This window comes from Sulfitobacter sp. TBRI5, from assembly GCF_051013555.1.
Lineage (GTDB): Bacteria > Pseudomonadota > Alphaproteobacteria > Rhodobacterales > Rhodobacteraceae > JL08.
In genome coordinates, this window is sequence record NZ_CP112884.1 from 1,174,040 (window position 1) to 1,192,078 (window position 18,039).

Genomic DNA, 18,039 nt, shown 5'->3' on the forward strand with positions numbered 1-18,039 from the left:
TACACTCTTACGTAACGATATAGTCGTCAGGAGACAGATAGCCATGACCGATCAAACAGATCTGGAGCCACAAATCGAAGCACTGGAAGAAAAGCTGGCCAAGGCCAGAGCGTCTATCACGCGGCGGTTTATTGGTCAGGAGCGCGTTGTCGACCTGACCCTGACCGCCCTTTTGTGTGGTGGTCATGGGCTGTTGATCGGATTGCCGGGGCTGGGAAAAACGCGGCTTGTCGAAACATTATCGACGGTCATGGGGCTGGACGGCAAACGTGTGCAATTTACCCCTGATCTTATGCCGGCCGATATTCTGGGTTCCGAAGTTCTGGATACCGAAGCCGATGGCGGACGCACATTCCGGTTTGTACCCGGCCCGATCTTTTGCCAGTTGCTGATGGCGGACGAAATCAACCGTGCAAGCCCGCGCACGCAATCGGCACTGTTGCAGGCCATGCAGGAAAAAACCGTTACCGTTGCCGGTCAGGACCGGCCTTTGGGCACACCGTTCCATGTTCTGGCAACGCAAAACCCGATTGAACAGGAGGGCACCTATCCCCTGCCCGAGGCGCAGCTGGACCGGTTTCTGGTTCAGATCGATGTCGATTACCCCACACGGGAAACAGAACGCGATATTTTGCTGGCCACGACAGGCGCCAGCGAGGATCAATCGACGCAGGTGTTCGGCGAAGGGGAACTGCTGGCAGCACAAACCCTGTTGCGGCGTATGCCGGTCGGCGACAGCGTGGTTGATATGATCCTTGATCTGGTACGTGCCTTCCGCCCTGAAGAAGCAGGTGTCTCAGACCGAGTGCGTGAAACGGTGGCCTGGGGTCCGGGCCCGCGTGCAGCGCAAGCGCTGATGATGACGGTGCGCGCGCGCGCGCTGCTGCAAGGGCGGCTTGCCCCGTCAGCGGAAGACGTGATTGATATGGCCCGCCCGGTGCTGTCGCATCGTATGGCGCTGAATTTCGCAGCCCGCGCACGCGGTGACAGCCTGACCGATCTGATTGAAACGACTGCAGAAACACTCGCGCAGACAAAGGCCGCTGCGTGACACAGCCCGTTTCCCTTCGCCAGCGGGCCGAGGAACAATCGGCCCGCCTGCCGCCTTTGCTGGCGCGGGCCGAGCATCTTGCCGGCACGGTTCTGTTGGGCGATCACGGGCGGCGCAAAGCCGGTCTGGGCGATGATTTCTGGCAATACCGCCCCGCCCAGCCCGGTGACAGCCGCCGTATGATCGACCACCGCCGTTCTGCGCGGGGCGATATGCAGTTTGTGCGTGAACGCGAATGGCAGATTGCGCAATCCGTCATGCTGTGGGTCGATCAAAGCGCTTCGATGCGGTTTGCCTCAACCAAGGACTTGCCGCAAAAGGCCGACAGGGCCCGGCTTTTGGGGTTGGCGATTGCCATACTTCTGGTGCGTGGCGGTGAGCGTGTCGGGCTGACAGGTACGTCACTTCCGCCGCGCCGGGGCAATCCGCAAATCCTGCGTCTGGCCGAAGCGTTTTCGCAGGATTCCGATGCGGATTACGCCGCACCGGAGTCGCGCGCGATGATCCCGCACGCGCGCGCTGTGTTCATTTCCGATTTCATGGGCGACATCACCGGGGCGAGAATGGCCCTGACCAAGGCCGCAGATCGCGGCATCAAAGGTGCATTGGTGCATGTGCTTGATCCGGCGGAAGAAAGTTTCCCGTTTCAGGGCCGAACGATCTTCGAAAGCATCGGTGGCACTCTGGTTCATGAAACGCTCAAGGCAAACGAATTGAAGGCACGCTATCTAGATCGTCTGGCCGCGCGCAAAGACGAACTGCAATCGCTATGCGCATCGACCGGCTGGCAATACAGCGTTCACCATACAAGTGACAGCGCGCAATCTGCATTGCTGTGGTTGTACCGTGCCTTGGACGGGGGCCGCATATGACCGTTTTGGGCGGCATTGGATTCAGTGCACCTTGGTTGCTGTTGGGGCTGATCGCCCTGCCCATTCTTTGGCTGATTCTGCGCGCGGTTCCACCGGCGCCGATCCGGCGGCGGTTTCCCGGCGTTGCGCTTTTGCTGGGTCTGAAAGACGACGAAACGGTATCTGACCGCACGCCATGGTGGCTGCTTTTGCTGCGCATGCTGGCGGTTGCTGCGATGATCCTGGGGCTGGCGGGGCCGGTTCTGAACCCGTCGCAGGATCGGGCGGGCACCGGCCCGTTGCTGATCGTGCTGGATGGCAGCTGGGCGGGCGCCACGCGGTGGCGGGAAAAGATTGACCTTGTGACAGCTGAATTGTCCGAAGCGGGCCGCGCGGGCCGTACGGTTGCGATCATGCGTCTGACAGAACCGGAACCACCGGTGTTTCAATCTGCCGATGTCTGGTCAACCCGTCTGGCCGGCGTTCTGCCGGCACCCTGGCAACCCGGCCCGGTGTTGGTGGCACAGGCCATTGATGCGCTTGGCGACACCTCTTTTGAAACCTACTGGGTGTCGGACGGGTTGGAATACGAAGGACGCGACGCGATGCTGAGCGCCCTTGAAGCGCGCGGACCGGTACAGGTTTTTCAGAACGCGAGCGCAATTCTAGCAATGACCCCGGCAACATTCGAAGACGGTGCAGTGCAATTGACCGCCCGGCGATCTGCTGCTTCGGAAACGAGGGAGATCACACTTTTGGCGCATGGCCTTGATCCGGCGGGCAACGCGCAGGTTCTGGCAAGCGTTCCTGCCACCTTTGACGCCGGTGCGAGTGAGGCACAAACCGCCCTGTCCCTTCCGGCTGAATTGCGCGCCCGCCTGACGCGATTTGAAATTCAGGGGCAACGGTCGGCGGGTGCGGTCAGTCTTTCGGATGACAGCCTGCGCCGACGCGAAGTGGCGCTGATCGCCGGGCGCGAAGATCGTGAAGGATTGGAACTGCTTTCGCCTTTGCACTATCTGGAACAGGCGCTGGCGCCGACGGCCGATCTTTTGAACGGGGCATTGATGGATATCCTTCCGGCCAATCCGGATGTGATTGCGATGGCCGATATCGCCACCCTGTCATCGGCAGAGGAAGAGGCGCTTTTGTCATGGGTCGATACTGGCGGGATGCTGTTGCGGTTCGCCGGCCCGCGGCTGGCCGCCAGCGATGTCAGCCGCAGCGATGAACACCCGCTGATGCCGGTGCGTCTGCGCGCGGGTGGCCGCACTGTCGGGGGCGCGATGAGTTGGGGAGAACCCAAGGAACTTGCGCCTTTCAAACAAAACTCGCCTTTTTTCGGGCTCGACATTCCTGCAGATGTCCGGGTTTCGGCGCAGGTGATGGCACAGCCCGATCCGACCCTTGCGGAACGGGTTGTCGCGTCTTTAAGCGATGGCACACCACTGGTGACGCGCAAGGCGGTGGGCGATGGTCAGGTTGTTCTGTTTCATGTCACAGCGAATGCGGAATGGTCTACCCTGCCTTTGTCCGGCCTGTTTGTGGAAATGCTTGAACGGCTTGCCGTGTCTTCATCCGGCGGGTTGCCAGAGGCAGAGGATCTGGAAGGAACGGTCTGGACTCCGGTTCAGGTTCTGGACGGCTTCGGGGCATTGTCTGACGCAGGCAACCTTCCGGGCGTTGACGGCACAGACCTGATCGAAACGCCGCTTGGCCCTGATGTGCAATCCGGCGTCTACGCATCGGATGATCGCAGGATCGCCCGCAATGTCGTGACCGCAGATACAGATCTGACACCGGCCAGCTGGCCTGCACGCATTCCGGTGACAGGCCTCACGATCGAGGCAGAAGTTCCTTTGGGCGGCGCGCTTCTGAGTGGTGCGATTGCGCTGTTGTTGCTGGATGTTCTGGCGTCCCTGGCGTTGGGCGGCCGGTTGTGGGGCGCGCGCGCTACGGCGGCTGTGCTGGCGCTGGCCGTTCTGCCCGGTTTTGCGCATCAGGCGCATGCACAATCGGATGATGACTTTGCGCTTGCCGCAACATCGGAACTGGCGCTGGCCCATGTCCTGACCGGAAACAGGGCAGTGGACGATACCGCCCGCGCCGGACTGGTCGGTCTGTCAGACACGTTGTTTTTCCGCACGTCGGTCGAACCGGCCAATCCCACCAGTATCAATCTTGAAACCGATGAGCTTGCGTTTTTCCCGATCCTGTACTGGCCGATAACCCCCGATCAACCGACACCTTCGGCAGATGCCTACGTGAAGCTGAATGCCTATTTGCGTTCCGGTGGCATGATCCTGTTCGATACAAGAGATGCCGATATTGCCCGCTTCGGATCGGCAAGCCCGAACGGACGCAAGTTGCAGGACCTGGCGCGGCCACTGGATATTCCGCCCCTTGAACCGCTTCCGTCGGATCACGTGCTGACGCGCACCTTTTATCTGTTGCAGGACTTTCCGGGCCGTCACACCAGCCGCGAGGTTTGGGTCGAAGCCGCGCCACCGGATGCGCAACAGATCGAAGGCATGCCATTTCGCAACTTGAATGACGGGGTGACGCCGGTGGTGATTGGGGGCAACGACTGGGCGGCGGCCTGGGCCGTGAATGATCGTGGCGTTGCGGCCTTTCCGATCGGGCGCGGGTTTTCCGGTGAACGGCAGCGCGAACTGGCCTATCGCTTTGGTGTCAATCTGGTGATGCATGTGCTGACCGGAAACTACAAATCCGATCAGGTGCATGTGCCTGCGTTGCTAGACAGGTTGGGCCAATGACCGGAACCGTTATTTTCGATCCGCTGGTCCCCTGGCCGGTATTGGCCGTTGTCGCCGGAATTGTCGCCGTCGCCGTCGGTATTGCGGTTTGGCGAGGTCTGTCGGGCTGGGCCTTGCGCGGTCTTGCCGGGCTAGTCCTGCTGGGGGCCTTGTCCGGCCCCGCGTTTCAGCAAGAGGATCGCGCGCCGCTGACCGATATCGTGGTTCTGCTGGAAGACCAGAGCGCCAGTCAGGCTCTGTCTGACCGGCGCGCGCAAACGGCCGAGGCGTCGGTCGCGCTGGCCCGCGCGGTTGCTGCGCGGGACAACACCGAACTGCGCCGTGTTGCGGTACCCGACAGCGAGGAAAATGGCGGCACTGCCCTGATGGCTGCCCTGACCGAGGTGCTGGCCGAACAGCCACGTGCGCGCATCGCGGGAATTGTCGCGCTGAGCGATGGGCAAATTCACGACGCCGCGCGCGCACCTGATTTGCCGGCCCCGCTGCATCTTTTGCTGACGGGGCGGCAAGACGACTGGGACCGTCGCCTGATCGTGCGCAACGCACCTGCTTTTGCAATCATCGGCGAACCGGTGACACTCACTTTGCGGATCGAAGATTCAGGCGCGGTACCCGATGGCGCGCGTCTGGCTCCGCTGGAAATTTCCGTTGATGGCGACACCCCTCAGGTGTTCCAGATTCCAATCGGCCAGGATATTGATCTGCCCGTCACCCTGCCGTACAGCGGGCGAAACGTGCTGCAATTCACAGTGCCGATGGCAGAAGGCGAACTGACAGATCGCAACAACACCGCCCTGATCCAGATGAACGGCGTGCGCGACCGGTTGCGGGTATTGCTTGTTTCAGGTGAACCGCACGCGGGGGGGCGGACGTGGCGCAACCTGCTGAAATCGGACAGTTCTGTCGATCTGGTACACTTTACGATTCTGAGACCGCCGGAAAAACAGGATGGCGTCCCGGTGGGAGAGCTTTCTTTGATCGCGTTCCCGACGCGTGAGCTGTTTCTGGAAAAAATCGATGATTTCGACCTGATCATATTTGATCGGTACAAGCGGCGCGGCATCCTGCCAGCAATATATCTGGACAACGTGGCCAACTATGTCGAACAGGGCGGTGCCGTGCTGATTGCGGCTGGCCCGGATTTTGCCGGTGCCGACAGTATCTACCGCTCGCCGCTGGCCCGTATCCTGCCCGCCGAACCCAGCGCACGTGTTCTGGAGGAAGGCTTTGCGCCGGTTGTCACCGATCTGGGCACGCGTCACCCGGTGACAACGGATTTACCGGATCAAGGCGATTGGGGGCGCTGGCTGCGCCAGATCGAAGTGACCCCGCAATCCGGCGATGTGGTCATGACAGGGATTGATGACCGCCCGCTATTGGTGCTGGATCGGGTCGGTGAGGGGCGCGTTGCGCTGCTGGCATCGGATCACGCATGGTTGTGGGGGCGCGGATACGAAGGCGGTGGCCCGCAACTTGAACTGCTGCGCCGTCTTGCGCACTGGATGATGAAGGAACCAGAACTGGAAGAAGACGCGCTTTGGGCAGAAGCGACCGGCCAGACCATGCGCATTATCCGGCGCACACTTGGGGAAGATGCAGCGCCGGTCATTGTCACGCCGCCCCAAGGGCCTGATGTTGAAATCACGCTTTCACAATCCGGCCCCGGCCGGTTCGAGGCCTTGTATGACGGGCCGATGATCGGGCTTTACCGTCTGCGTGATGATACGCACGAAACGGTGATTGGCCTTGGCCCCGCTGCGCCGCGCGAATTTGAACAAACCATTGCCACCGGCGATATACTGGCGCCGCTGATTGCGCCGTTGCGTGGCGGTGTTGTGCGTCTGGAAGACGGTATACCCAGCCTGCGTACGGTCCGTGAAGGACGCCCCGCCGCCGGACGCGGCTGGATCGGGCTGACGCCGCGCGGCGCATATGAAACCCGCGACGTGCGCCAAAGCGCGCTTTTGCCACCATGGCTGGTGCTGCTTCTGGCCTCTGGCCTGATCATCGGTGCGTGGTTGCGTGAAGGCCGACGCTAGGGACGCAAGGCCGGGTCGGAAACAAATCCACAACAGCTTTTTAAGTCTATATTCACCGTAATCCGTCACGGTTCCGCGAAACTTGACGCAGATTTTGCGGAGCACGGGCATGAGCCTTGCCAATAAATTGGCTGAAGAACGCCGGGCCCGGCTGGCGGCGGAACGGCTGTTGGAACTGAAACAGGCCGAACTTTTCGCCGCCAATCGCAAGCTGGGAAACCACGCGCGCGCCCTGTCGGATGAAATTGTGGAAACCCGCGCCGAAGTTGCAACGGTGCGTGACGAAAACGTGCGCGTTAAATCCGATTTGACGGTTGCGCACCAAAAAGTCGAAATCGCAGAGCGCCGTTTGTGGCATTCGATCGAAACAATCGAGGACGGGTTTGCCGTCTTTGATGTCGACAGTAATCTGGTGGCCGCCAATGCCGCGTATCTGTCGGTTTTTGACGGGTTGGAAGACGTCCGGCCCGGCGTGAACTACGTTCACATCCTGCAACTTCTGACCGAAGAAGGGATTGTGAATACCGGCGGGCTGTCGGCTATCGACTGGCGGGCGATGATGACGGACCGGTGGCATGCCCCGACACCCGAACCTATCGTCGTGGAACTGTGGAACCGTCTTTTCATACGGCTGGTCGACAAGCGCGGTCAGGGCGGAGATGTCGTTTCGCTGGGCCTGAATATCACGGCATCCGTCCGGTACGAGCAGGAATTGAAAGAGGCGCGGCGCAATGCGGAAGCGGCCAACCGCACCAAATCCGCGTTTCTGGCGAACATGAGCCACGAAATCAGAACGCCGATGAATGGCGTTGTCGGGATGGCGGAATTGCTGACAGACACAGAGCTTAGCGCAGAACAGCAGCTATACGTCACCACGATCAAAAACTCGGGCGAAGCGTTACTGGTCATCATCAACGATGTTCTGGATTATTCAAAAATCGAGGCGGAAAAGCTGGTGCTGCATCCCGCACCCTTTAATCTGGAACGGTGCATTCACGAGGTCGTGGTGCTGTTGCAACCCTCGGCGCGCGAAAAGGGGATCGAACTGCTGGTTGATTACGATCTTTTCCTGCCGACAGAGTTTGTCGGCGATGCGGGGCGGCTGCGGCAGGTTCTGACAAATCTGATCGGCAACGGGGTCAAGTTCACCACACAGGGCCACGTTCTGATCCGCGCCACGGGCGTACCGGCATCTGATGGCGAAAAAACCAGGATTCATATCGCAATCGAAGATACCGGCATCGGCATTCCGGATGACAAGGTTGGCCACATTTTCGGTGAATTCAATCAGGTCGAGGATGACCGGAACCGCCAGTTCGAAGGCACAGGATTAGGGTTGGCCATATCGCAGCGACTGGTCGAAATGATGGGCGGACAGGTCTGGGTGGAAAGCGAAGTTGGCATGGGATCCTGTTTCGGGTTCAGCCTGTTGATGGCCGCTACGGATGCAACACCGGCTGAACCGCCCCGGCTGCCGGAAAGCCTACGAAATGTATTGGTGGTCAGCGAAGTGGAATCCAACGCCTTGATCCTTGAAAAACAGATGCGGCAACTGGGCGTTGACGCCACCTGTTTCGCGTCTGGTGCGACCGCGCTGGCATCCATGAACGATAGCGTTGATCTGGTCCTGTCTGATCACAACATGGCCGATATGGACGGAATGGAACTGGCAACGGCGCTTCGGCAGGCAGGCTGGTCCGTGCCGGTTATTCTGCTGAGTGCCAATCCCGGTTTCGCGGAACAGGATCCGGCACGTCGGCATGTGCATGCTGTTGTTCAAAAACCGGTGCGCCGCAATGATCTGCTGACGCAACTGGCAACCCTGGCGCAAGATATTGCATCAGCGGAAAAGACTGTGCCGCAAAAAGATAGGCAGGAAACAGCGCCGCCCGACATACCGCGTTTGATGCGTGTTCTTGCGGCCGAGGACAACAAAACCAATCAGCTTGTCTTTCGTAAAATGATCAAGGATCTGGAGATCGAGTTGCAGTTCGCGGCAAACGGGCTTGAGGCTGTCGATCTGTTTCAAAGCTTTGCACCGGATATGATTTTCATGGATATTTCGATGCCGAAAATGGATGGCAAGGAAGCGACGCAGGAAATCCGCAAGCTGGAGAAAACCGGTGGTGGACATGTTCCAATTGTGGCTTTGACGGCGCACGCGATGGATGGAGACGAACAGGGCATTTTGTCGGCAGGGCTGGATCACTATCTGACCAAGCCGCTGCGCAAGGCAGCGATCCACGACAAAATCAGGGAATTTCATCCGCCAGAGGCGCGCCCCTTGGTGGCCGAAGCCGATCAGGCAGCAGAATAGGGGCGCACGAAAACCGGTTTTTCCGGTGTGCTCAGGTCCGGCTGGTAGGTGTACCCCCCGGTATCAAAATCCTGCAGGCTTTCCGGCGTTTGCAGGCGGTGCTGGATGATGAACCGAGCACATGCGCCGCGCGCCTTCTTGGCAAAAAAGCTGACGATCTTCGGGCTGCCCGCTTTGTCTTCCATAAAGACCGGGGTGACGACACGCAGTTTCAGCGCCTTGAGATCAACCGCGCCAAAGTATTCCTGACTGGCGCAGTTCACCAGAACGTCGGTTCCGACCGTTTCGGCCTGCGCGTTCAACGCCTTGGACAATTGATCACGCCAGTATTCATAGAGATTGCCCCCACGGCGCGTTTTCAGACGGCTGCCCATTTCCAGACGATAGGGCTGGATCGCGTCATACGGGCGCAAAACCCCGTAAAGGCCGGAAAGGATGCGCAAATGATCCTGTGCATAATCCATCTCGTCCGCGTCAAGGCTGACCGCTTCCAGCCCCTGATAGGTATCACCGGCAAAGGCCAGCGCCGCCGGCCGTGTTGCCTGTGCATCGGGTTCATTTTCGAAGCTGCGGAACCTGTCGCGGTTCAGCCGGGCAAGATCGGGGCTTAGATCCATCAGTTTGCGCAGATCGCCCAGACCAAGGTTGCGCGCGGTGCGCACCAGGCGCATCGCGTCTTCCTGAAAGACGGGATCGGTTCCGGACACTTCCGTATCTGACCAGTCCAGACGTTTTGCGGGCGAAATGACAACTAGCATAGCTGATCCTCTTGTTCATTACGGCAGACCTAGCCCGCCTCGCGCAGGACGTCCAGAAAGGCATCGCCAAAACGTTCGGCGCGGCGTTCGCCCAGCAACCGCTCCAGCGCGCCGGCGTTTTGCGGGCGTGTGGCAGCAATTTTCGCCAAGAGGGATGCGGAACAACTGATCGGTTTTTCGATGCCGCCAGACCCGCGTGACAGTTTGGCCTGCACTTCAAGCAACCGGTCATAAAGCTCTCCGGCAGGGCGACCGGCCAGTTTGCGGCGCGTCGGGTGAACGTCTTCGCGGGCCCCTGTGATCACTTCCAGAAAGGCGGCACCGTAGCGTTCCAGCTTTTTGGCGCCAACGCCGCTGATCCTTGCCATGTCGTCCAGTGTGGCGGGGCGGGTTTCTGCCATTTCAATCAGGGTTCTGTCATTGAACACGATATACGCGGGCAGTTTTGCCGCTTCGGCAAAGGCGCGGCGGCGTGCCTTGAGCGCGGACAGAAGCGGTGCATCTTCTTCGGATACCAGGGTTTTGATTGCCGGGCGGCGGCTCCCCGCGGCAGCACGGATCGTATCGCGGCGCAGTTCGATCGTGGCTTGATCCCGCAAGACCGGCAGCGCCTTGTCGGTCATGCGCAGGGCGCCGTGCCGTTCGGGATCGGGCCGTACAAGATCGTGGCCCATCATCTGCCGGAACACCGCCTGCCAGCCGTTTTTGTCATATTCGCCGCCAACCCCGAATGTCGGCAGATCATCATGCCCGCGCGCTGCGATCTTGTCCGTTCTGGTGCCTGTCAGGATGTCGATCAGGTGTCCTGCGCCAAACCTTTCATCGGTGCGCAATATGGCAGACAGCGCCTTGCGCACGGCTGTTGTGCCATCAAACACTTCAGCCGGCGTATCGCACAGATCGCAATGCCCGCAAGCGGCGGCGTCTTCGCCGAAATAACCCAGCAATGTCTTGCGCCGGCAGTTCAACGCTTCGGCCAGCCCAAGCAGCGCGTTTAATCTCGCATGATCGGCCATGCGCCGTTCCGGCGGGGCCAGACCTTCGTCAATCTGGGATCGGCGCAGCCGGATATCATCCGACCCGAACAGGGTCAGCGTTTGCGCGGGTGCCCCATCACGCCCCGCGCGACCGATTTCCTGATAATAGCCTTCAATGGATTTTGGCAGATCAGCATGCGCGACCCACCGGATATCGGGTTTATCAATGCCCATGCCAAACGCCACAGTGGCCACAACGATCAACCCGTCTTCCTGCTGGAACCTGCGTTCAACGATACGGCGGTCTTCGGCCTCCATACCGCCATGATAGTGACAGGCGGCATGCCCCGCCTCGCGCAGGGCACCGGCCAGACCTTCGGTCTTGGCGCGGGTGCCGCAATAGACGATGCCGGATTGTCCCTTGCGGGCGGCGGCAAACTCCAGGATCTGGCGGCGGGGGCTGTTCTTGGGGGCGAATGCCAAATGAATATTCGGGCGGTCAAAACCGTGCAAAAAGGCGCGCGGCGCGACACCGTCAAAAAGCTTTTCAACGATTTCCTGACGGGTTTCGGCATCTGCGGTTGCCGTAAAGGCCGCCAGCGGCACATTCAGCGCGCGCCGCAATTCGCCGATACGCAGGTAATCGGGGCGGAAATCATGACCCCACTGGCTGACGCAATGCGCCTCGTCCACTGCGATCATCGTCACGTTGATACGGCGCAGCATGCCCATCGCACTGCCCGCCGCCAGCCGCTCGGGCGCCATGTACAACAGTTTCAGACTGCCCTGTTCCAACGCGTCCCAAACCGCTTCGGTTTCTTCTTCGGTATTGCCGGAGGTCAGAGCCCCAGCGGCAACGCCCGCCTCTTGCAAGGCACGGACCTGATCCCGCATCAGGGCGATCAAAGGCGAGATTACAACAGTAACCCCGTCTCGCATCAGGGCAGGAAGCTGGAAACACAGGGATTTGCCCCCGCCCGTTGGCATAATGGCCAGCACGTTTTCGCCGTTTGTAACCGCTTGAACAATGTCCTGCTGGCCGGGTCGGAAGGCATCAAAGCCGAATACATCCTGCAACAGCGTGGCAGCGCCTGTCATTGTCGACCCTTTTTGTTTTTCTGCTCTTGCGCAGCAATTGTCCCACACACGGAATCGGGGAACAAGGGCCAAGCTGCACCTGACCTTAAGGATTTGACGCTTTGTTTTAAGGTTCGGTTAGTAAAATGCCGAAATGTTGTTCGCCAGGATGATGCGCAGCGCATAAACAGCGATCAGGGCAACCAGCGGGGCCAGATCAATGCCCTGCATGTTCGGCAGAATGCGACGGATCGGCTGGTACAGCGGTTCCAGAATGCGGTTCAACATATGCCAAATCTGGGCAACCAGCGGCTGGTGCATGTTGATGACCTGAAAATTGATCAGCCAGCTCATGATGACGTGGGCAATGATGAAAAACCACGCCACATCAAGGATCAGCATCAGAATTTGAAACAGAGACAACATCAGGGCATCCTTTTTTCTGCCACCGAGGTAAGGCCCCGGACAGCAAAGAGCAAGAGCATCAGATGCACACAGCAGGCATGGCAAAGCCTTTCTTGCGTTGTGCGGCGCCACCTGCTCTTAATGCGCCCAATCAACAAGAGGCAGGGCACGGTGCAGGTTTCGCTGCAAAAGCGGGTTTGGGGCTGGATGGCCTTTGATTGGGCAACGCAGCCATTTTACACATTGCTGCTGACCTTTATCTTTGGCCCCTATTTCGCGGCCGTGGCGGCGCAGTATTTTCTGGAAACCGGGTTGCCCGAGGTACAAGCAGACGCAAACGCGCAATCGCTTTGGTCGCTTGGCCAAACCCTGATCGGGCTTGCCATCGCATTTACTGCACCGATTCTGGGGGCATTTGCAGACAGTTCGGGGCGGCGTATGCCGTGGATCATTGCGTTTTCCGTTCTGTATGTCGGGGGCACCTGCGGCATCTGGTTTCTGATGCCGGACGGATTGTTCTTGTGGGGCGCGCTGATCAGTTTCGGCATTGCGATGATCGGCGCGGAATACGCCCTGATCTTTGTAAACGCGATCCTGCCGTCGCTGGGGGACGATAAGGAGGTGGGTCGGATATCGGGGTCCGGGGCTGCCTTTGGATATTGGGGCGGGGTTGTTTCGTTGTTCGCAATGCTGCTGTTTTTTGCCGAAAACGAAACCGGCAAGACACTGATCGGGTTGGACCCGATGTTCGGGCTGGACGCCGCGGAGCGCCAAGGCACGCGATTTGTCGGGCCGTTTACGTCGCTTTGGTATCTTGTGTTCATGATCCCGTTTTTCATGTGGGTGCGCGAGGCGCCGGGCCACAAAGCGGCCTCTGCTTCGATATCTGCTGCGTTTCGCGATCTGGGGACCACGTTGAAATCCGTTGTCAGGCGCAGAAGTCTTGCAGCGTTTCTGGCGTCATCGATGTTTTACCGTGATGCGCTGAACGCGCTTTACGGCTTTGGCGGCGTCTATGCGACGCTGGTTCTGAACTGGTCGATCATCCAGATCGGGGTGTTCGGTATCGTCGGCGCTGTCACGGCTGCGATCGTTACGTTTATCGGTGGGCGTGCCGACCGTGCCTTTGGCCCAAAGCCGGTCATTGCCTTTATGATCTGTGTTTTGATTGCCGTTTGTACTGTTATCGTCGGCATGTCGCGTGAACAGATTTTCGGGGTTCCCCTGCCTGTCGGATCCGCCCTGCCTGACATCGTGTTTTATATCTGCGGCGCTGCCATCGGCGGTGCGGGCGGTGCGCTTTATTCCGCGTCGCGATCCATGATGGTGCGCCATGCCAACCCCGCGCGACCGACAGAAGCGTTCGGGTTGTTTGCCCTTTCAGGGAAAGCCACGTCGTTTCTGGCCCCCGCCCTGATCGGAATGGTCACATATGCGACAGGCAGCGCACGTTTGGGCATTTCGCCGGTAATTGTACTTTTCGTAATCGGCCTGATCCTGTTACGCTGGGTTCATCCGAAGGGAGACAAGGCAGAATGGTTCGAATCCTGACATCACTTTGTCTGATGGCGGCGCTGGGCGTCTGGCCCGCGGCCACAGACGCGCAGCAACTGGCGAAACAACAGTTCGGCGCAATGAAAGACGCATCCGAACACAGGCCGGCACCGTTTGGCAGCTATGCCAAGGGATGTGTCGCGGGCGCGGTACAATTGCCTGAAACCGGGCCGACATGGCAGGCCATGCGGCTGTCGCGCAACCGCAACTGGGGACATCCAGATGTTGTTGATTTCGTCCAAGACCTGAGCCGCAAGGCAGCGCAGCAGCCCGGCTGGAAGGGGCTGTATATCGGAGACATCAGCCAGCCAAGGGGCGGCCCGATGCTGAGCGGTCACAGAAGCCACCAGATCGGTCTGGACGTTGATATCTGGATGTTGCCGCCGGATCGGCTGAACCTGTCACCTAATCAACGGGAAAACATCTCGTCCTTGTCGCTGCGTCGTGCAAATGGTGCATATGTGAACAGCAGCTGGACGCGGGCACATCACGAAATCATCAAGGCGGCCGCCAAGGACAAACGCGTTGCCCGGATTTTCGTGTTTCCGGGCGCAAAAGTGCAGATGTGCAACGATGAAAAGGGCAACAAGTCCTGGCTGCGCAAAGTGCGCCCCTGGTATGGCCATCACTATCATTTTCACGTGCGGCTGGCCTGCCCCAAAGGAGCAAGAGGCTGTGTTGATCAGGATCCGCCGCCGGCAGGCAACGGATGCGGCGATGCGCAGAAATGGGTGAATGACATTCTGAACCCGCCGCCCCCTGATCCGAACGCGAAGAAACCCAAGCCAAGACGTGAATATGTGCTGGCGGATTTACCTCAGCAATGCGCCACAGTTCTAAAGCAGCACTGATCGCTGCGTTTTGTCTGGTGTCCGCCATTGCGGTTTGGTCGGCGCATTCGTTTGTCACGCCCGGGCCGGCGAAAGCGCATCTGCTGAATCGCTATATCTGGTCCCTGCCCGATCCGTGGTTTGGCGGCTTTTCAGGGTTTGAACTGTCGCATGATGGAAAATCCTTTCACGCGGTGACGGATCGCGGGCGAATTGTGACAGGGCAAATCACCCGTTCAGACGGCAGAATTCGCGACATTTCTGTAACTTCCACCAACCCGCTGAAGAATGATGCGGGCGGGGATGTAACCGGCAACCTGAATGATTCCGAAGGGCTGGCGTTGCTTCCCAACGGTCGTATCGTCGTGTCCTTCGAATTTGTGCAGCGGATCTGGTTGTATGATTCACCTTTGGACAAGGCGCACTGGGCCTCGTATTCGAAAGCTTGGCGGGCCTTTGCCACCAATATTGGATTCGAAGCTTTGGCCGTTGATGACACGGGCACGGTGTTCGCTATACCCGAAGGTGGTCGCAAAACCGCACCTGTTTTCCGATGGCGGCATGGTGAAAAGTGGCAGCAACCGTTCTTGTATACTCTGCGAGGGTCTTTTCGGCCCGTGGGCGCGGATTTCGGACCTGATGGCAAGCTTTATGTGCTGGAGCGCGCGGTCAGCCCGTTCGGATTTCGCAGCCGTATAAGGCAGTTTGACGTGACCCGGACAGGTTTTGAAAACGATGCTGTCGTGTTCACTTCGCTACCGGGAAAACACGACAATCTGGAAGGTATCGCGCTGTGGCAGGATGATCAGGATCGTATTCGCATAACGATGATATCCGATGATAATTTCCGGGTTTTCCAGCGTACCGAAGTGGTTGATTACATGCTTCAGGAATAGCTTGCGCCCGCCCGCGTGACGCATTAGTCAGCCAAGGTCCGCAATGAGGCGGGCCAAGTCGCCGCAACCTTGACAAAACGGGCACAAAAACATGAAGCGCGAACATCTTCCCGGCATTCTGGCTATGGCCGCCATTGTTGTGGCGTCCAACATTCTGGTGCAGCATCTTTTCGGCCAATGGCTGACATGGGGCGCTTTCACCTATCCTCTGGCATTTCTTGTCACTGACATCATGAACCGCGTTTATGGCGCCGGGCCCGCGCGAAGCGTTGTTTTTGTTGGTTTCATTGTGGGCATATTCTGTTCGCTGGTCGGCACCCAGCTTACCGGCGAATTCGGGCCACTGGTAACATTTCGCGTTGCCGTGGGATCGGGTATCGCATTTCTGACAGCGCAACTGCTGGATGTTTCGATCTTTTCGATGCTGCGCAACAATACGTGGTGGAAGGCACCGCTGGTCTCGACTTTGGTCGGGTCATCGGTAGACACGGCCCTGTTTTTTTCAATCGCCTTTTCGGCGCAGTTTGCCTTTATCGATCCAGCCACCGATGTGGTCTGGGCGAACGAAGTTTTGCCCTTCTTGGGGTTCGGTGGCGCAACACCGCTTTGGGTGTCGCTGGCGGCGGCGGACTGGCTGGTCAAACTGTCGCTTGGTCTGCTGGCGCTGGTGCCGTTCCGTATCATTGTCGACAGATTGAACACACAAACCGAATCACAGTGAAGATTTTGCTTTGCGATTGCAAAAAGCCGTGCAAGAATCACCTTAGTTGAAACAATTCGGAAGGAGGTGATCCAGTGTCGAGAAAGGTATTGGAGAGAGGTGTCGGAACAGCTTGGGAGGTCGCCCGCTAAGGCAATCCTTGGCGGCGTTGCCCGCCCGAGTGGATCGGAAAACAATCTAACCGACCCCACCTCCGCAGACTTTCGAAAGGGCCGTTCCACACATCGGGGCGGCCCTTTTTTCTGGGGAACAAGCACGGTAGGGTCAGCGCCATGCCAGTTTCCTGTACGTGAAAGCCCGATGTTGCGCATTTCTGACGATATATCCCTGCAAGACTGGGAGTTGAGCGAAAGCTTCAGCCGCGCATCCGGTCCGGGCGGGCAGAATGTGAACAAGGTCAGTACCGCCGTTGAATTGCGGTTCGAAGCGGCCCGTTCGCCGTCTTTGCCCGGCCCGGTCAAAACGCGGTTGCGGCGACTGGCGGGCAGGCGCTGGACCAAAGAGGGCGCTGTGGTCATCCAGTGCGACGAAACCCGGTCGCAGGCGCGCAACCGCGACATCGCGCGTGACCGTCTGGCCGAACTTGTGCGCGCCGCGCTGGTTGCGCCAAAACGGCGGATCGCGACAAAGCCCACGTTAGGGTCTAAAAAACGCCGCCTGAAAGCCAAGAAAGTGCGCGGCGATGTCAAAGCCTTGCGCGGGCGCGTCGAGGGCGAAGACTAGGTCCGGGCTGCCGGGCCCAACAGTACCGCGATCCTTATCTTGCGCTTTCGTTCAATATCGCACTTGTCGCGCGCGCCGCTGTCGCCCAGTGTCACGCCATGGATGATCTGAATTTTCGGCCTTTCGTTCCGTTCAGGGCGCGCACTTAAGTGGATGTGCGAGACGACAGGGTTGTGCCCGCGATTTTGCTAAGCCTTCTGGCAATCGTTCTATTCGATTTCATGGGTCTGATCATCAAATTGCTGTCGGGTTATTACGGCGCCGCCGAGTTGAGCGCCTATCGCAACCTGTTTGGTCTGATCCCAAGCGCGATTGCGCTTTGGTCTTCGCGCAGTTGGCATCAGAAAGGTCGCATTCTGAAAATGCGCCAATGGAAGTTGGCGTGTCTGCGCGGGATTCTGACTACGTTTGCACAATTCTTTTTCTATCTGTCGCTGGGGCGGCTCGCATTTGCCACGGCGTCCACAATCACATATGCCAATGCGCTTTTCATGACTGCGCTGGCGGTGCCTTTGCTGGGCGAACGGGTTGGCGCCGCACGTTGGGCTGCGGTTATGGTGGGATTTGCAGGTGTCGTCATGATCGTGCGACCGGGCGGTGACAGCTTTAGCTATGACGCGCTGCTGCCACTGGCGGCAGCATTTCTATACGCGCTTTCCGGCGTCCTGGCACGGCGGATGGATGTGGATTTACCCAGCCCGCTGATCAACCTTTATTCCAGTGCGACATCCATGGTCGGAGCATTTGCGCTGGCATGGGCCACGGGCGGGTTCTCGCAGGTGCGTGGTGGCGAAGATGTGTTGTGGATCATGGCAATGGGTGTTTTTGGCGGGTCTGCCGTGCTGTCTCTGGTCATTTCCTACCGGATGACCGAGCAAAGCAATCTGGCCCCGTTTAACTACTTTGGTATTCTTATCGCTTTTGTTTTCGGCTGGGTATTTTTTGGCGAAGCGCCTCTGGACGATCTGTTCCCCGGTGCGGTTCTCATCGCGTTTGGAGGATTGATGATCGTCTGGCGCGAAAGGCGGTTGCGACGGCGCAAGCTGTAAAGCGGTTTTGGATC

At 58.9% G+C, this 18,039-nt stretch carries 14 protein-coding genes; 11 read left to right on the forward strand and 3 right to left on the reverse strand.

The window, feature by feature from the left end; genetic code table 11:
- Positions 1-43 precede the first annotated feature (43 nt).
- The 5 genes from OLX72_RS06090 to OLX72_RS06110 all read left to right on the forward strand — a co-directional run bounded on the left by OLX72_RS06090 (position 44) and on the right by OLX72_RS06110 (position 9,035).
- Positions 44-1,051, forward strand: a complete 1,008-nt coding sequence (locus OLX72_RS06090; protein WP_114868484.1) for an AAA family ATPase — start codon at positions 44-46, stop codon at positions 1,049-1,051.
- The gene (locus OLX72_RS06095; protein ID WP_114868483.1) at positions 1,048-1,923 is read left to right on the forward strand and encodes a DUF58 domain-containing protein; all 876 of its coding nucleotides are present in this window, start codon (positions 1,048-1,050) and stop codon (positions 1,921-1,923) included. The genes OLX72_RS06090 and OLX72_RS06095 overlap by 4 nt, the downstream gene beginning before the upstream one ends.
- Positions 1,920-4,679, forward strand: coding sequence for a DUF4159 domain-containing protein (locus tag OLX72_RS06100; RefSeq protein WP_433990048.1), 2,760 nt, complete (start codon positions 1,920-1,922; stop codon positions 4,677-4,679). Before OLX72_RS06095 ends, OLX72_RS06100 begins: the two co-directional genes overlap by 4 nt.
- Positions 4,676-6,718 carry a glutamine amidotransferase gene (locus OLX72_RS06105; RefSeq protein ID WP_433990049.1) on the forward strand — a complete coding sequence of 681 codons (2,043 nt, stop codon included), beginning with the start codon at positions 4,676-4,678 and terminating at the stop codon, positions 6,716-6,718. Before OLX72_RS06100 ends, OLX72_RS06105 begins: the two co-directional genes overlap by 4 nt.
- Positions 6,719-6,827: 109 nt before the next feature.
- A complete protein-coding gene (locus tag OLX72_RS06110; RefSeq protein WP_433990050.1) occupies positions 6,828-9,035 on the forward strand; it encodes a response regulator in 2,208 nt (735 codons plus the stop codon).
- Here OLX72_RS06110 and yaaA read toward each other — a convergent pair.
- The 3 genes from yaaA to OLX72_RS06125 form a co-directional block, all read right to left on the reverse strand.
- Positions 9,020-9,793 carry a peroxide stress protein YaaA gene (gene yaaA / locus OLX72_RS06115; protein ID WP_433990051.1) on the reverse strand — a complete coding sequence of 258 codons (774 nt, stop codon included), beginning with the start codon at positions 9,791-9,793 and terminating at the stop codon, positions 9,020-9,022. The genes OLX72_RS06110 and yaaA overlap by 16 nt on opposite strands.
- Before the next feature lie 29 nt (positions 9,794-9,822).
- On the reverse strand, positions 9,823-11,868 hold the full coding sequence (gene recQ, locus OLX72_RS06120; RefSeq protein ID WP_433990052.1) for a DNA helicase RecQ: 2,046 nt from the start codon (positions 11,866-11,868) through the stop codon (positions 9,823-9,825).
- 117 nt (positions 11,869-11,985) lie between these two features.
- Positions 11,986-12,273 (reverse strand): YggT family protein, encoded by a 288-nt coding sequence (locus tag OLX72_RS06125; protein WP_114868477.1) that lies wholly within the window; start codon positions 12,271-12,273, stop codon positions 11,986-11,988.
- A gap of 120 nt (positions 12,274-12,393) precedes the next feature.
- Here OLX72_RS06125 and OLX72_RS06130 point away from each other — a divergent pair, with 120 nt between their 5' ends.
- The 6 genes from OLX72_RS06130 (at position 12,394) to OLX72_RS06155 (ending at position 18,025) form a co-directional block, all read left to right on the forward strand.
- Positions 12,394-13,803 (forward strand): MFS transporter, encoded by a 1,410-nt coding sequence (locus OLX72_RS06130; protein WP_433990053.1) that lies wholly within the window; start codon positions 12,394-12,396, stop codon positions 13,801-13,803.
- A 14-nt stretch (positions 13,804-13,817) separates the two neighbouring features.
- The gene (gene mepA / locus OLX72_RS06135; protein WP_433990439.1) at positions 13,818-14,657 is read left to right on the forward strand and encodes a penicillin-insensitive murein endopeptidase; all 840 of its coding nucleotides are present in this window, start codon (positions 13,818-13,820) and stop codon (positions 14,655-14,657) included.
- Positions 14,630-15,532, forward strand: a complete 903-nt coding sequence (locus OLX72_RS06140) for an esterase-like activity of phytase family protein (RefSeq protein ID WP_114868474.1) — start codon at positions 14,630-14,632, stop codon at positions 15,530-15,532. The genes mepA and OLX72_RS06140 overlap by 28 nt, the downstream gene beginning before the upstream one ends.
- 91 nt (positions 15,533-15,623) lie before the next feature.
- Complete coding sequence (locus OLX72_RS06145) at positions 15,624-16,253, forward strand: queuosine precursor transporter (RefSeq protein WP_114868473.1); 630 nt, start codon at positions 15,624-15,626, stop codon at positions 16,251-16,253.
- A gap of 300 nt (positions 16,254-16,553) precedes the next feature.
- Positions 16,554-16,976 carry an alternative ribosome rescue aminoacyl-tRNA hydrolase ArfB gene (arfB, locus tag OLX72_RS06150; RefSeq protein WP_114868472.1) on the forward strand — a complete coding sequence of 141 codons (423 nt, stop codon included), beginning with the start codon at positions 16,554-16,556 and terminating at the stop codon, positions 16,974-16,976.
- 149 nt (positions 16,977-17,125) lie between these two features.
- The gene (locus tag OLX72_RS06155; protein WP_114868471.1) at positions 17,126-18,025 is read left to right on the forward strand and encodes a DMT family transporter; all 900 of its coding nucleotides are present in this window, start codon (positions 17,126-17,128) and stop codon (positions 18,023-18,025) included.
- Positions 18,026-18,039: the final 14 nt, after the last annotated feature.

Bases quoted from the DNA above. Each gene is read 5' to 3' on its own strand.
- OLX72_RS06090 (WP_114868484.1), top strand. From the start codon at position 44: ATGACCGATCAAACAGATCTGGAGCCACAAATCGAAGCACTGGAAGAA.
- OLX72_RS06100 (WP_433990048.1), top strand. From the start codon at position 1,920: ATGACCGTTTTGGGCGGCATTGGATTCAGTGCACCTTGGTTGCTGTTG.
- OLX72_RS06105 (WP_433990049.1), top strand. From the start codon at position 4,676: ATGACCGGAACCGTTATTTTCGATCCGCTGGTCCCCTGGCCGGTATTG.
- OLX72_RS06110 (WP_433990050.1), top strand. From the start codon at position 6,828: ATGAGCCTTGCCAATAAATTGGCTGAAGAACGCCGGGCCCGGCTGGCG.
- yaaA (WP_433990051.1), bottom strand. From the start codon at position 9,793: ATGCTAGTTGTCATTTCGCCCGCAAAACGTCTGGACTGGTCAGATACG.
- recQ (WP_433990052.1), bottom strand. From the start codon at position 11,868: ATGACAGGCGCTGCCACGCTGTTGCAGGATGTATTCGGCTTTGATGCC.
- OLX72_RS06125 (WP_114868477.1), bottom strand. From the start codon at position 12,273: ATGTTGTCTCTGTTTCAAATTCTGATGCTGATCCTTGATGTGGCGTGG.
- OLX72_RS06130 (WP_433990053.1), top strand. From the start codon at position 12,394: ATGCGCCCAATCAACAAGAGGCAGGGCACGGTGCAGGTTTCGCTGCAA.
- mepA (WP_433990439.1), top strand. From the start codon at position 13,818: ATGGCGGCGCTGGGCGTCTGGCCCGCGGCCACAGACGCGCAGCAACTG.
- OLX72_RS06140 (WP_114868474.1), top strand. From the start codon at position 14,630: ATGCGCCACAGTTCTAAAGCAGCACTGATCGCTGCGTTTTGTCTGGTG.
- OLX72_RS06145 (WP_114868473.1), top strand. From the start codon at position 15,624: ATGAAGCGCGAACATCTTCCCGGCATTCTGGCTATGGCCGCCATTGTT.
- arfB (WP_114868472.1), top strand. From the start codon at position 16,554: ATGTTGCGCATTTCTGACGATATATCCCTGCAAGACTGGGAGTTGAGC.